Origin of the sequence: Buttiauxella noackiae (assembly GCF_000737905.1) — a bacterium.
GTDB lineage: Bacteria > Pseudomonadota > Gammaproteobacteria > Enterobacterales > Enterobacteriaceae > Buttiauxella > Buttiauxella noackiae.
Genome location: NZ_JPRU01000001.1, coordinates 1730565 through 1742476, shown reverse-complemented (window position 1 = coordinate 1742476; position 11912 = coordinate 1730565). Strand labels below are relative to the sequence as shown.

Annotated in this window: 12 protein-coding genes; 10 read left to right on the top strand and 2 right to left on the bottom strand. The window is 53.9% G+C overall.

The annotated features are described in order from the left end of the window. Positions 1-105 precede the first annotated feature (105 nt). Positions 106-1338: an enterobactin transporter EntS gene (gene entS, locus IX31_RS07965; RefSeq protein WP_034456880.1), complete on the top strand. Its 1233-nt coding sequence runs from the start codon at positions 106-108 to the stop codon at positions 1336-1338. Positions 1339-1390: 52 nt separating this feature from the next. Here the strand turns inward: entS and fepB are convergent, their stop codons facing one another. Beyond that, positions 1391-2335: a Fe2+-enterobactin ABC transporter substrate-binding protein gene (gene fepB / locus IX31_RS07960; protein ID WP_034456879.1), complete on the bottom strand. Its 945-nt coding sequence runs from the start codon at positions 2333-2335 to the stop codon at positions 1391-1393. A gap of 215 nt (positions 2336-2550) precedes the next feature. Here fepB and entC point away from each other — a divergent pair, with 215 nt between their 5' ends. Genes entC through entH form a run of 5 tightly spaced genes read left to right on the top strand, consistent with a single transcriptional unit; the run spans position 2551 to position 7390 of the window. Beyond that, positions 2551-3732, top strand: a complete 1182-nt coding sequence (gene entC, locus IX31_RS07955) for an isochorismate synthase EntC (RefSeq protein ID WP_034456877.1) — start codon at positions 2551-2553, stop codon at positions 3730-3732. Continuing rightward, positions 3733-5349: a (2,3-dihydroxybenzoyl)adenylate synthase gene (locus IX31_RS07950; RefSeq protein WP_034456876.1), complete on the top strand. Its 1617-nt coding sequence runs from the start codon at positions 3733-3735 to the stop codon at positions 5347-5349. Between the two features lie 14 nt (positions 5350-5363). Beyond that, positions 5364-6224: an isochorismatase gene (locus IX31_RS07945; protein WP_034456875.1), complete on the top strand. Its 861-nt coding sequence runs from the start codon at positions 5364-5366 to the stop codon at positions 6222-6224. A 2-nt stretch (positions 6225-6226) separates the two neighbouring features. Then, entirely contained in the window at positions 6227-6973 is a 747-nt protein-coding gene (gene dhbA / locus IX31_RS07940) for a 2,3-dihydro-2,3-dihydroxybenzoate dehydrogenase (RefSeq protein ID WP_277813399.1), read from the top strand. After that, positions 6974-7390, top strand: coding sequence for a proofreading thioesterase EntH (gene entH / locus IX31_RS07935; RefSeq protein ID WP_034456873.1), 417 nt, complete (start codon positions 6974-6976; stop codon positions 7388-7390). It begins immediately after the preceding gene. Between the two features lie 410 nt (positions 7391-7800). Here the strand turns inward: entH and IX31_RS07930 are convergent, their stop codons facing one another. Beyond that, complete coding sequence (locus IX31_RS07930) at positions 7801-8067, bottom strand: hypothetical protein (protein ID WP_034456872.1); 267 nt, start codon at positions 8065-8067, stop codon at positions 7801-7803. Positions 8068-8212: 145 nt separating this feature from the next. On the opposite strand from IX31_RS07930, the gene cstA reads away from it, so the two are divergent. From cstA to ivbL, 4 genes are all read left to right on the top strand, one after another. Beyond that, positions 8213-10318 (top strand): pyruvate/proton symporter CstA, encoded by a 2106-nt coding sequence (cstA, locus tag IX31_RS07925; RefSeq protein WP_034456871.1) that lies wholly within the window; start codon positions 8213-8215, stop codon positions 10316-10318. 53 nt (positions 10319-10371) lie between these two features. Beyond that, positions 10372-10569: a YbdD/YjiX family protein gene (locus IX31_RS07920; protein WP_034456870.1), complete on the top strand. Its 198-nt coding sequence runs from the start codon at positions 10372-10374 to the stop codon at positions 10567-10569. 15 nt (positions 10570-10584) lie between these two features. Further along, positions 10585-11607: a CobW family GTP-binding protein gene (locus IX31_RS07915; protein ID WP_034456869.1), complete on the top strand. Its 1023-nt coding sequence runs from the start codon at positions 10585-10587 to the stop codon at positions 11605-11607. Positions 11608-11734: 127 nt separating this feature from the next. Next, the gene (ivbL, locus tag IX31_RS23140) at positions 11735-11836 is read left to right on the top strand and encodes an ilvB operon leader peptide IvbL (protein WP_122973993.1); all 102 of its coding nucleotides are present in this window, start codon (positions 11735-11737) and stop codon (positions 11834-11836) included. The last annotated feature ends 76 nt before the right edge of the window (positions 11837-11912 follow it).

The following is an 11912-nucleotide window of genomic DNA, read 5'->3' as shown; positions in this document are numbered from 1 at the left end:
TCGCGTAAAATTAAATGATAGTTATTATCATTATCACTCTTATTTGTTTATGTTAGCATGAGCCGCCTCGCACCCGGAAAGAAAAATTCGCTTTAAGGCCATGTAATGAACCGCAATTCTTTGCTGCTTAATCTCAGTTTACTCAAGACCCATCCCGCTTTTCGTGCCGTCTTCCTTGCCCGTTTTATCTCCATTGTGTCGTTGGGGTTGTTGGGTGTCGCGGTGCCGGTACAAATCCAGATGCTGACAGGCTCCTCCTTGCAAGTGGGGCTCGCGGTGACGCTGACCGGTTCGGCGATGTTTATCGGCCTGATGATGGGGGGCGTGCTGGCAGATCGCCACGAGCGTCGCCGCCTGATTTTGCTGGCTCGTTCTACCTGTGGCGTGGGCTTTATTGGCCTGACGATTAACGCCGCGTTACCCGAACCGTCGCTTGCGGCAATTTATCTGCTTGGCGTGTGGGATGGGTTCTTTGGCGCACTAGGCGTAACTGCACTTTTAGCCGCAACACCTGCGCTGGTGGGGCGTGAAAATCTGATGCAGGCCAGTGCGATTACCATGCTCACCGTGCGCCTGGGTTCGGTGATTTCACCGATGATTGGCGGGCTGCTGCTGGCATCAGGCGGCGTGGTCTGGAATTATGCGCTGGCGTCCGTCGGCACCTTTATCACTTTGCTGCCGCTGCTGAGTTTACCGAAACTGGCACCACCTGCTCAGGCGCGCGAAAATCCGTTGTTGTCGCTGTGGAATGGCTTACGTTTTCTGGTCGGTCACCCGGTTATTGGCGGCATTGCGTTAGTTGGCGCGTTGTTGACTATGGCGAGCGCGGTGCGGGTGTTGTATCCGGCGCTGGCGGGTCACTGGCAAATGAGTGCCGCGCAAATCGGCCTGATGTACGCCGCCGTTCCGTTGGGGGCCGCGATTGGTGCGTTGACCAGTGGGCGTATTGCCCATCACGCGAGTCCGGGCATGATCATGCTCATGACGGGGATAGTGTCGTTTATCTCGATTGGCGTTTTCAGCCTGATGCCGGTTTGGGGGCTTGGTCTGGCTTGCCTGGCACTGTTTGGCTATCTCAGTGCGATTAGCTCTTTGTTGCAATACACGCTAATTCAGACACTTACACCGGACGGTATGTTAGGGCGCATCAATGGTTTATGGACGGCGCAGAACGTGACGGGTGATGCGATAGGTGCTGCGATTTTAGGTGGCATGACGGTGGTGATGACGCCCGTTGCGGCGGCGAGTTCAGGTGGTTTTGCATTGACACTATGCGGCGTTGTGCTGGCGATTGTGTTGGTGCAGCTTCGTCGTTACCAACAAACCGCCCCGGCGTAAATTGCGGTAGTGTCGGATGTTGCATGCGCGACTCCGACACTAAATGAATCAATCACTTGCTGGCAAACAACTGACTCATCCGCTCCAGAATCTGCGTGGCACTGTAATAATCCAGACGGAAAGTCTCGGTTCCCAGCGCGTAAACGTGTTTTTCCTGCACGGCTGGCAGATGCGAAAGAAGCGGATTATTTGCCAGTGCAGTGGCGTCTTTGTCATCGCTTGCGAACAGGAACAGACTCTCGCCATTCAGACCTGTAGCAAGGTTTTCACCGCCAAGCTGCACGATGTCGTGACGTTTACCCATGCTCTGGCTGGTATGAATAGCCGCGGGAATTGGCGATAAGGTAAAACCAAGTTGCACAAGTAATTTTCCCTGTGCCGAATCTAACGTCCAAATATTCGCTGAACGGGATGCTGGCGTGTAAACCATCGCTGTGACCGGTTGCGGCGGCAACTTCATGTGCATTCTGGCTTCACTTAGCTGCTTATCAAAGCTTGAAATTCTTTCGGCAGCTTGTTTTTCGTGACCGGTAATTTCGCCGAGTTGAGTGAGCAATTGCTGCCAACTTTTATCGTCGTAATTGATAACCAGCGTCGGTGCAATTGCCGAGAGCTGCTCATAAAGGGCGAGGGCAGAATCACCACCGGTGGCACTAATCAAAATCAAATCAGGCATTTGTGCGGCGACGGCTTCCGCACTGGCTTCGCCAATATATAAACGCTGAACGTTACGTTCTTTCGCAACATCTCCCCACTGGCGTAGAAAACCTTGCGAGTCAGCCATGCGGTTGCCAGGCGTCGTAGCGCCGCTTGCCACTACCGGGGCATCAATTGCCAATAGTGAACCGGTGAGTGTCACGCTGGTTGAGACAATTCGCTGCGGTGCCTGCTCAAAGGTATGGGGACCGTGGCTGTCGGTGATAGTGCGCGGCCACTCTGAAGCGTGGGCAAAGCTGCTCAGGCATAAAACGATAACTGCGGAGAATCTGATTTTCACTCAATAACTTCCTGTTGAAATTTAACTATTACGGTGGATGGCGCAGGCGATTATCCACCCTACAAAACGGTTTTGCGTTGGCCGAATAAGCGTTAGCGCCGTCCGACTAGACTGAGCAGCTATTGACACTGCTGTCTTTTCTCTTTAGGTTACGACCCAGAAAAGCAAATGATAATCATTATTAATATCTTTTGTCATGTTTTTACGGAGGACGGATGGAAACGTTACTGGTGCCGCAGCCACAAGAAAAACAGCTAACACCTTGTGCGAATAGTTTTTTCTTTATGTCGCCTTATCGCAGTTTTTCGACCAGCGGCTGCTTTACGCGGCTGGACTGCGCGGCGCTTGATGGTGCAAACCCCCACGGGAATCTGCAAAAACAGCTGCGTGAAGCATTTGAAAACGCCAAAAAGCACGGCATCGAGAAACCTGTTGTCGTCGGCGCAATTCCATTCGATCCGAGCCAACCTTCAGCGTTGTTTATCCCGCAAAGCTGGCAGACGTTTTCTCGCGCCGAGCGTCAGACTGATGCCAGCCAAAGCAGAACAGCAAAACCGCTAAACATTGCCGCTCGTAAAGCCATTCCTGAACAAGACAAATTTATGGAGATGGTGGCTCACGCCGCGGTCAGGACATCGCAGCCGGATATCGACAAAGTGGTGCTTTCGCGCCTGATTGATATTAAAACGGACGCGCCCGTCGATCTCGACGTGCTACTCAATCGCCTGATTAGCCAGAATCCAACCAGTTACAACTTCCATGTGCCGTTACCGGATGGCAGCTCGCTGGTGGGCGCCAGCCCGGAATTGCTGCTACGCAAATCGGGCAAGAATTTCAGCTCCTTGCCGCTGGCAGGTTCGGCGCGTCGCGATAAAGAAAATATTCCGCGCGACAGCGAAATTGGTGCGCAACTGCTGCGCTCAAGCAAAGACCGCCATGAACACGGTCTGGTGACCCAGGCAATGCGCGATGTTTTACAGCCGTATAGCCAACATTTAACGCTTTCCGATACGCCGGAATTGATCACCACACCGACCTTATGGCACCTGGCGACACCAATTTATGGTCAGGTTGAAGGCCATCAACACAACGCACTTTCGCTGGCCTGCTTGCTGCACCCAACGCCTGCGCTGAGTGGTTTCCCACACGATGTGGCACAAAAATTAATTGCCGAACTGGAGCCGTTTGACCGCGAACTGTTTGGCGGCATCGTCGGCTGGTGTGACGCAGACGGTAACGGTGAGTGGGTGGTGACGATTCGCTGTGCCCGGGTAGGCGGCAATCAAGTGCGTCTATTCGCAGGCGCGGGCATTGTCCCTGCTTCCTCTCCTGAATCGGAATGGCGCGAAACCGGCGTCAAACTTTCCACCATGCTCAACGTATTTGGACTGAAATAAATGGCGATTCAATTCACGCGCTGGCCGGATGAACTGGCCGCTCGCTACCGCGAAAAAGGTTACTGGGCGGATCTGCCGCTGACCGACATCCTCACCCGTCAGGCAAAAAATGATGCGATTGCGCTGATTGATGGCGAGCGCCATTACAGCTATCGCGAACTCGAACTGGCCGCTACGCGGCTGGCCTGCGCGTTACAGCGCCGTGGCCTGAGCGGTGGTGAAACCGCGTTGGTCCAGCTTGGTAACGTGGCGGAACTTTACATCACGCTGTTTGCACTGCTGAAAATTGGCGTTGCGCCGGTTAACGCGCTCTTCAGCCACCAACGTACTGAAATGGAAGCGTACGCGAAGCAAATCGAACCGGCGGTACTGATTGCCGACCGCAAACATAATTTGTTCGCTCACGACGATTTCCTGGATGCGCTCTGCCAACAGAACCCGTCGCTACGCATGGCGGTTTTGCTCAACGAAAACGATCGCGAGCGTTCGCTGAGCGCGTTCATCAACGAGCAGGAAGAGAACTTTGTCGCCACGCCGAGCGCGCCCGATGAAGTGGCCTTTTTCCAGCTTTCCGGCGGCAGCACTGGCACGCCGAAACTGATCCCACGTACCCATAACGATTACTACTACAGCATTCGTCGCAGCGTAGAAATTTGCCGTTTTGATGCGAATACACGCTTTCTGTGCGCGATCCCTGCGGCGCACAACTACGCGCTGAGTTCACCTGGTTCGCTCGGCGTATTTTACGGTGGCGGGCGCGTGGTACTGGCAAACGACCCGAGTGCTACGCTCTGCTTCCCGCTGATTGAACGCCACCAGATTAACGTCACCGCGCTGGTGCCGCCTGCCGTCAGCCTGTGGTTACAGGCAATTGGTGAGTGGGGCAGCAATAAATCCCTTGAGTCGCTGACGCTGTTGCAGGTGGGCGGCGCACGGTTGAGCGAAGCGCTGGCCGCTCGTATTCCGGCAGAAATTGGCTGCCAGCTACAGCAAGTTTTCGGCATGGCTGAGGGGCTGGTGAACTACACCCGCCTTGACGACGACAACGAACACATCTTCAAAACCCAGGGCAAACCGATGTGCCCGGACGACGAAGTGTGGGTGGCTGATGCCAACGGCAACCCATTACCGCACGGCGAAGTGGGCCGTCTGATGACGCGCGGACCGTACACCTTCCGTGGCTATTACCGCAGCCCGGAACACAACGCCAGCGCCTTTGATGCCAACGGTTTTTACTGCTCCGGCGATCTCATTTCGATTGCCGAAGACGGTTACATCACCGTTCAAGGACGCGAGAAAGATCAGATCAACCGCGGCGGGGAGAAGATCGCCGCAGAAGAGATCGAAAACCTGCTGCTGCGCCATGAAGAGATTGTTCATGCCGCCTTAGTTTCGATGGAAGACAGTCTGCTGGGCGAGAAAAGCTGCGCGTTTATCGTAGGTCAACGCCCGTTCCGCGCGGTGGAAATTCGCCGTTACTTGCGTGAACTCGGCATTGCCGACTTCAAACTGCCGGATCGCATTGAAATCGTTGAAAACCTGCCGCTGACTGCGGTGGGCAAAGTGGACAAAAAACGTTTGCGCCAGTTGATTGCTGATAAGCAACTGGCTTCCTGATAGACGGAGAATTTATGGCTATTCCAAAACTGAACGCATACAGCTTACCGACGGCTTCTGACATCCCGGAAAACAAAGTGAATTGGGCGTTTGAGCCTGAGCGTGCGGCGCTGCTGATTCATGATATGCAGGAATATTTCATTGATTTCTGGGGCGATAATTGCCCGATGATCCAGCAGGTTATCGCGAATATCGCCGCGCTGCGTGATTACTGCAAACGCCACAATATTCCGGTTTATTACACAGCGCAGCCCAACGCCCAGAGCGACGAAGACCGTGCGCTGCTCAACGACATGTGGGGGCCGGGATTAAACAAACACCCTGAGCGCCAGAAAGTGGTCGCTGAGTTGGCTCCAGATGAAAACGACACGGTGCTGACTAAATGGCGCTACAGCGCCTTTATCCGCTCGCCGCTGGAACAGTCCTTGAAAGAAACGGGTCGTAACCAGCTGATTATCTGCGGTGTGTACGCGCATATTGGCTGCATGACGACGGCAACCGATGCGTTTATGCGTGATATCAAACCGTTTATGGTCGCCGACGCGCTGGCAGATTTCAGCCGTGAAGAGCACATGATGGCGCTGAAATACACCGCCGGGCGTTCCGGGCGTGTGGTCATGACTCGCGATTTGCTGCCGGAAGCAGCCCCGCAAAACAAACAGCAATTGCGTGAAATCGTCCTGCCACTGCTTGATGAATCTGACATTCCTGAAGATGACGAAAACCTGATTGATTACGGCCTGGATTCGGTGCGCATGATGGCGCTTGCGGCGCGCTGGCGCAAAATCCACGCCGATATCGACTTTGTGATGCTGGCGAAAAAACCGACTATTGACGCCTGGTGGGTGCTGCTGTCGCGAGAAGTGCAGGCATGAACATCGACTTTAGCGGCAAGCAAGTTTGGGTGACGGGGGCAGGCAAAGGCATCGGCTATCACACTGCGTGTGCGTTTAGCGAAGCCGGTGCTACGGTTATCGGTTTTGATCTGGCGTTCCCGTTGGATGTTTATCCGTTCGCCACCCAAGTGTTAAACGTGGCGGATGCCGACCAGGTTGGCAGCGTGACTCAGCGAATACTCAGCGACGAACGGCATCTTGATGTGCTGGTGAATGCGGCGGGAATTTTGCGCATGGGCGCGACGGATGCCCTGGCGCTGCAAGACTGGCAGGACACCTTTGCGGTCAACGTCGGCGGCGCGTTCAATCTCTTCCGCGCCGTGATGCCGCGCATGCGTGAACAGCGCAGCGGAGCGATAGTGACCGTTGCATCCGATGCTGCGCACACGCCACGCACCGGTATGTCGGCCTATGGCGCGTCGAAAGCAGCACTGAAAAGCCTGGCGTTAACCGTTGGCCTGGAACTGGCGCCATTTGGCGTGCGCTGCAATGTGGTATCGCCGGGTTCGACGGACACCGATATGCAACGCACGTTGTGGAAAACGCCAGACGCCGAACAACAGCGTATTCAGGGGTTCCCGGACCAGTTCAAACTGGGCATTCCTCTGGGCAAAATTGCCCGTCCGCAGGAGATCGCCAGCACGATTTTGTTCCTCGCTTCATCTCACGCCAGCCACATCACTTTGCAGGATATTGTGATTGATGGTGGCGCAACGCTTGGAGCCTGAATGAGTATCTGGAAAAGGGAACTTACGCTTGAGGCGCTAAATAAAACCAGCGTCGGGACGATGGTTGAGCATCTCGGTATTGTCTACACGCGCATTGACGACGAAAGCCTGGAAGCGGAAATGCCCGTCGATAACCGTACTCAACAGCCATTTGGTTTGCTGCATGGTGGTGCGTCAGTGGTGCTGGCTGAAACGCTGGGGTCGATGGCCGGTTTTTTGACGACGAGTGAAGGGCAGTGTGTGGTTGGGACTGAAATTAACGCCAGCCACCACCGGGCTGTGGCATCAGGAACGGTGCGTGGCGTATGCAAACCGCTGCATTTAGGGCGCTCTTCCCAGGTGTGGGAAATTGCTATTTTTGATGCTCGTGGTAAGCGATGTTGCACTAGCCGTTTGACGACGGCGACGATAGGGTAAAAGTTTATGGCTGATTCAGTCGTATCCTTACAAAGGATATGGCTAATTCAGCCGTATCCTTTGTAAGGATGGTGATTGTTTCGTTCACTAAACGAGTAGCGATCCCTTTACTTACCGAAACGGTGAACGAATCAAGGGTGCTACCGCAGCACCCTTGATAATCCCGGCTCCCGGCGTTTAAATCGCTGCTTCGCAGTAAACCTCCGTTTTTCCTTTCAGTCCCAGGGTCGGTTGTGACTCGCTCCCGGCGATCACAACCTCTCGCCGTTCCCGACGGCTCGACCCGGCCTTACAGTCAAAACGGAGGCGATTTATGCCGGACTCAAAGGTCAACGTCAAAAGCTAAGGTCAAAAGCTGAACCGGTTTTGACCTTGTTCCCGGTATAAATTGCCCCTGCGTTACCCATAAGTCAGGGTTGAGCTGCCGGGAGCAGCGAAAGAGAGCGATCGCCGGGAGCGAGTCGCGAACGGCCCTGAACGTTGGGGATAAGCTGGGGTTTACCGCGCAGCGGCAATTTAATCACCGGGCGACGGGGTTGCCAGGGGGATGTCGTAATCCCCCTGGCACGTTCACCGTTCATTGATTTTTGCGGGATCGAATAACGTTCGGGTGAACGGAAAACCTCCGGCTTGCCATATCCAATCCCCCCCTTCTGGGATAGCGGATCCCCCCGCATCGTGATCTCCTTAACAAGCTGATGTAAAGACCTGGTCAAACCACTGTATTCCAATGTTTCAATGTTGTTAAATCCACGCGCTTGTTCTAGAACAAAACGGTAATACCGTCTGCCTCTACCTCTGGCTCTACACATGGAAAACAATATGAATAATCCAGGGAAACACCTTATATGGGCTGTGCTTGCACTGATAGGTGCATTCGCGCTCGGCTACATCGCACTCAATCGTGGCGAACAGATAAACGCATTGTGGATTGTGGTTGCTGCAATCTGCGTTTACCTCATCGCTTACCGCTACTACGGCCTGTTTATCGCTAAACGGGTCTTAACTGTTGATGCCACTCGTATGACGCCAGCCGTGCGCCATAACGACGGGCTTGATTACGTACCTACCGACAAGAAAGTGTTGTTCGGTCACCATTTTGCTGCAATTGCCGGTGCGGGGCCGCTCGTCGGGCCGGTGCTTGCCGCGCAAATGGGCTACTTGCCTGGCATGCTCTGGCTGCTGGCGGGTGTGGTGTTGGCCGGTGCCGTACAAGATTTTATGGTGCTGTTTGTCTCAACCCGACGTGATGGACGTTCACTGGGCGAACTGGTGAAAGAGGAGATGGGCAATACGGCGGGCGTTATCGCGCTGGTGGCCTGTTTTATGATCATGGTGATCATCCTCGCGGTGCTGGCGATGATTGTGGTGAAAGCCCTGACTCATAGTCCATGGGGAACCTACACCGTGGCGTTCACCATTCCGCTGGCGCTGTTTATGGGAGTCTACATCCGCTACCTGCGCCCGGGCCGCATTGGTGAGGTGTCGGTCATCGGTCTGATTATGCTGATATTTGCCATTATTTCAGGCGGCTGGGTCGCTGAAAGCCCAACCTGGGCACCGTACTTTGACTTTACTGGTGTGCAACTGACATGGATGCTGGTGGGCTATGGTTTTGTCGCCGCAGTACTGCCAGTCTGGCTGCTGCTGGCTCCGCGTGATTACCTCTCCACCTTCCTGAAAATAGGCACCATTATTGGGCTGGCGATTGGCATCTTGATTATGCGCCCAACGCTGCAAATGCCTTCGCTGACCAAATTCATTGATGGTACTGGCCCGGTCTGGACCGGCGACCTGTTCCCGTTCTTGTTTATCACCATTGCGTGCGGCGCGGTTTCTGGCTTCCACGCGCTGATTGCTTCTGGCACCACGCCGAAAATGCTGGCTAACGAAAACCAGGCTTGCTTTATCGGTTACGGCGGCATGTTGATGGAATCGTTTGTCGCGATTATGGCGCTGGTTGCGGCCTGTGTTATCGACCCTGGCGTCTACTTCGCAATGAACAGCCCGATGGCGGTTCTGGCTCCGGCTGGCACGACTGATATTGTGGTATCGGCGGCAAGCGTGGTCAGTAGTTGGGGCTTCCATATCACTCCGGAAACCTTAACCAACATTGCAAATGAAGTGGGCGAGCAAAGCATCATTTCCCGTGCTGGTGGCGCACCTACGCTTGCGGTTGGTATGGCGTACATTCTGCACGGTGCGCTGGGTGGCCTGATGGATGTGTCGTTCTGGTATCACTTTGCCATTCTGTTTGAAGCACTGTTCATTTTGACGGCGGTTGATGCCGGTACACGTGCGGCACGCTTTATGTTGCAAGACTTGTTAGGCGTAATTTCCCCGAGCCTCAAGCGTACTGACTCGTTGCCTGCGAACTTACTGGCGACGGCGCTTTGCGTACTGGCGTGGGGTTACTTCCTGCATCAGGGCGTTGTTGATCCACTCGGTGGTATTAACACCTTGTGGCCTCTGTTTGGTATCGCCAACCAGATGCTGGCAGGCATGGCATTGATGCTGTGCGCGGTAGTGCTGTTTAAGATGAAGAAACAGAAATACGCCTGGGTGGCACTGGTGCCAACCGCCTGGCTGCTGATTTGTACCCTGACTGCTGGCTGGCAAAAAGCGTTCAGCGACAACCCGAAAGTGGGTTTCCTGGCTATCGCTAACAAGTTCCAGGCGATGATCGACAGCGGCAATATTCCGGCGCAATACACTCAGTCGCAGCTTTCGCAACTGGTGTTTAATAACCGTCTGGATGCCGGTCTGACTATCTTCTTTATGGTGGTTGTGGTGGTGATTGGTCTGTTCGCGATTAAAACTGCTCGCCAGGCGCTGAGATCGGACACGCCAACGGCGAAGGAAACGCCTTACCAGAAAATGCCTGAAGACGTTGAGCAGATTGTTGCGCAGGCGAAAAGTGCGCACTAAGCCATTCATCCATCTCCCCATAAGGGGAGATGGATTTTACGCCAGGAGCAACTATGTTCGACACTCTCGCTAAAGCCGGGAAATATCTCGGTCAGGCCGCTAAATTGATGGTTGGCGTCCCTGATTACGACAACTACGTACAACACATTCGTCTGACTCACCCAGAACAGACGCCGATGACTTACGAAGAGTTTTTCCGTGAGCGTCAGGATGCGCGCTACGGCGGAAAAGGCGGCGCTCGCTGCTGCTAATCGAAGGAATTTGACATGAATCAAGCGGTATCTGTCACTCTATTAACGGGTTTTCTCGGCTCCGGGAAAACCACGCTTCTTAACTACTTTCTCGCCCAGAGCGATAACGCGCCCGTTGCCATTCTTGAAAATGAATTTGGTGCAGTAAATATTGATGGCGCATTACTCAGAGGCGGTGAAAACGTCAACGTTGTTGAACTCAGTAATGGCTGTGTCTGTTGCAGCGTGCGTGGGGAATTCACCGCGGCATTAAGAGAAATGCTGGAAAAACGTGCGGCCGGAAAGCTGAAATTTGATCGTCTGATTGTTGAAACCACGGGCCTTGCTGACCCGGCACCCATTGTGCAAACGTTCTTTGTCGATGAACACCTGCGTGACGCGTTGCGCCTGGATGCGGTTATCGCGCTTGCCGATGCCGAACATATTTCCCGCCAGCTTGATGAACATGCCGTTGCGGCGTCACAGCTTGGATTTGCCGATCGTATTTTGCTCACCAAAGCGGATCGTGTTGACGATGAAACAAAACAGCAGGCACTGGATCGAATTAATCGGATCAATAGAAAAGCGGATCTGTTTGAGATCGTAAACGGCGAATGCCCGGAAGAGTTATGGCTTGATCTTAACGCTTTTGAACTCACCGATAATATCGATATGGCCGCAGGGTTCCATGTTATTCGTGCTGATGCAAGCCACCCCGATCGTTTCCAGCCGTTCCGTAAAACGCCAGCTAAACGCTCCTGGGATGATGCTATTCAGGCGCATATTTTTGATGCCGGCATGTTGGATGTGAAAAAAATAGGCGCGTTTATGGAAAGTTGCATCGCGCGTTATGGCAATGACATGCTGCGTTACAAAGGTGTGTTGGCAATTGCCGATCACCCGCAACGCCTTATCGTACAAGGCGTGCATAAAGTCGTGGGCTTTGATTATGGCTCGACGTGGCACCCATCTGAATCACGCGTTTCGCGTTTAGTTGTGATTGGCCGTTACTTGCCAATTGACGAGCTGCGTCGGGAATTTGCTGCAACAAGCATTTAAACGCTGAAACAGGAATGTGATCTCCCGCACGATTTTCATCCCTGGCGAATAAAGCTGTTGTGCGAAACGAAGCAGTATGTTTGTATGAAATTCGCTGTTAAAAACACACAACACATTCAGGACCCAAATGACTACATTCACCCGCAATTCAGGCCTACTACTAACCGCGCTACCAGCCGCGGTGGTCGTCGTGCGTGTGGTGGTGGTGGTCGTCGGCAATGCGCCGTAGGGTCTGAATCAACGCATCGATTCCAAAACCCCGCCGGCGCAAACCGGGCGGGGTTTCTTGTTTTAGTCCCCCGGCC

What these genes read in the sequence shown, in the direction of transcription:
- entS (WP_034456880.1), top strand. Translation starts at nt 106, where the DNA reads ATGAACCGCAATTCTTTGCTGCTTAATCTCAGTTTACTCAAGACCCAT.
- entC (WP_034456877.1), top strand. Translation starts at nt 2,551, where the DNA reads ATGGAAACGTTACTGGTGCCGCAGCCACAAGAAAAACAGCTAACACCT.
- IX31_RS07950 (WP_034456876.1), top strand. Translation starts at nt 3,733, where the DNA reads ATGGCGATTCAATTCACGCGCTGGCCGGATGAACTGGCCGCTCGCTAC.
- IX31_RS07945 (WP_034456875.1), top strand. Translation starts at nt 5,364, where the DNA reads ATGGCTATTCCAAAACTGAACGCATACAGCTTACCGACGGCTTCTGAC.
- entH (WP_034456873.1), top strand. Translation starts at nt 6,974, where the DNA reads ATGAGTATCTGGAAAAGGGAACTTACGCTTGAGGCGCTAAATAAAACC.
- IX31_RS07930 (WP_034456872.1), bottom strand. Translation starts at nt 8,067, where the DNA reads ATGCGGGGGGATCCGCTATCCCAGAAGGGGGGGATTGGATATGGCAAG.
- cstA (WP_034456871.1), top strand. Translation starts at nt 8,213, where the DNA reads ATGAATAATCCAGGGAAACACCTTATATGGGCTGTGCTTGCACTGATA.
- IX31_RS07920 (WP_034456870.1), top strand. Translation starts at nt 10,372, where the DNA reads ATGTTCGACACTCTCGCTAAAGCCGGGAAATATCTCGGTCAGGCCGCT.
- IX31_RS07915 (WP_034456869.1), top strand. Translation starts at nt 10,585, where the DNA reads ATGAATCAAGCGGTATCTGTCACTCTATTAACGGGTTTTCTCGGCTCC.
- ivbL (WP_122973993.1), top strand. Translation starts at nt 11,735, where the DNA reads ATGACTACATTCACCCGCAATTCAGGCCTACTACTAACCGCGCTACCA.